Source organism: Paraburkholderia tropica (genome assembly GCF_914484835.1).
GTDB classification, from domain to species: domain Bacteria; phylum Pseudomonadota; class Gammaproteobacteria; order Burkholderiales; family Burkholderiaceae; genus Paraburkholderia; species Paraburkholderia tropica_A.
On record NZ_CAJZAR010000015.1, the window covers coordinates 1 to 1,597 of the forward strand.

The window sequence follows — 1,597 nt, forward strand, 5'->3', positions numbered from 1 at the left end:
CGATACAGCCGCTTCGCGCGAATCAGCGCATCGTTGCTCGACAGACCGAGCGGCTTGTCGAGCAGCAGCACGCCGTCGAGCAGACGGCGCGGCACCTTGGGCCGAACCTCGCCCGGAGTTTTCTTCGATGATGCAGTCATGCTGGAGACGTCAGTCGTCCTTGGCGCGCGTGGCGTTCGCCTCGTCGATCAGGCGCGACATCTCCACGCCCTTTTCGACCGACTGGTCGTAGTGGAAATGCAGCGTCGGCACCGTGTGGATGTGCAGGCGCTTGAAGAGTTGATTGTGCAGATGGCCCGCGGCGTGATTGAGCGCTTCCTGGGTGGTCTTGGGATCGCCCGTGAGCGTCGTGAAATAGACCTTGGCGTGCGCGTAATCGGGCGTGAGTTCCACGCTCTGGATCGTCACGAGACCCACGCGCGGATCCTTCACCTCGCGCATCAGCTCGGAGAGATCGCGCTGGATCTGATCGGCGATCTGCACGTTGCGATTCGGAGAAGAACGTTTTTTCGGCATGATGGTTCCACCTCATTATTGCGAGGCATTCAGGCGGCGCGCCGCTCATCGAGGCATGCGGCCGCACAAATAAAAACGGGCGGGGCTGGCCAGCGCCCGCCCCGCCCGTCTTGCGTATGCGCTGGAGAATTACAGCGTACGCGCGACTTCGGTAATTTCGAACACTTCGAACTGGTCGCCTTCGACGATGTCGCTGAAGTTCTTGATCGACATACCGCACTCGAAGCCTTGCTTGACTTCCTTGACGTCGTCCTTGAAGCGCTTGAGCGAGTCGAGTTCGCCGGTATGGATGACCACATTGTTGCGGATCACACGCACCGACGACGAACGCTTGACGAAACCGTCCGTGACCATACAACCCGCGATCAGGCCGACCTTCGGCACGCGGATCACCTGGCGCACTTCCGCCATACCCGTCACGGTCTCGCGCTTCTCCGGCGCGAGCATGCCCGACATGGCCGCCTTCACCTCATCCACTGCGTCATAGATGATGTTGTAGTAGCGGATATCGATGCCGTTCGACTCGGCAACCTTACGCGCCTGCGCATCCGCACGCGTGTTGAAGCCGATGATGACAGCCTTCGAAGCCGTTGCCAGGTTGACGTCCGACTCGCTGATCGCGCCGACCGCGCTGTGCACGATCTGCACGCGCACTTCGCTGGTCGACAGCTTGAGCAGCGATTGCACGAGCGCTTCCTGCGAGCCCTGCACGTCGGCCTTGACGATAAGCGGCAGGTTCTGCACTTCGCCTTCCGCCATCTGCTCGAGCATGTTTTCGAGCTTCGCGGCCTGCTGCTTCGCGAGCTTGACGTCGCGGAACTTGCCTTGACGGAACATGGCGATTTCACGCGCCTTGCGCTCGTCCGGCAGCACGATGACTTCTTCGCCCGCGCCCGGCACTTCCGACAGACCCTGGATTTCGACCGGGATCGACGGGCCGGCTTCCTTGGTCGGCTTGCCGGTTTCGTCGAGCATCGCACGCACGCGGCCGTAGGCGCTGCCTGCGAGCACGACGTCGCCGCGATTGAGCGTACCCGACTGCACCAGGATGGTGGCGACCGGGCCCTTGCCCTTGTCGAGC

2 protein-coding genes are annotated in these 1,597 nt (G+C 62.1%); both read right to left on the reverse strand.

Translation table 11 applies throughout. The features are described from left to right. Positions 1–150: 150 nt before the first annotated feature. Positions 151–516: a 30S ribosome-binding factor RbfA gene (gene rbfA, locus LDO54_RS01835; RefSeq protein ID WP_065061229.1), complete on the reverse strand. Its 366-nt coding sequence runs from the start codon at positions 514–516 to the stop codon at positions 151–153. Between the two features lie 129 nt (positions 517–645). Further along, on the reverse strand, positions 646–1,597 hold a 952-nt coding region (infB, locus tag LDO54_RS01840; RefSeq protein WP_224005332.1), incomplete at its 5' end, for a translation initiation factor IF-2.

Excerpts from the sequence above, each read along its gene's own strand:
- rbfA (WP_065061229.1), bottom strand. The coding sequence starts at position 516 with ATGCCGAAAAAACGTTCTTCTCCGAATCGCAACGTGCAGATCGCCGAT.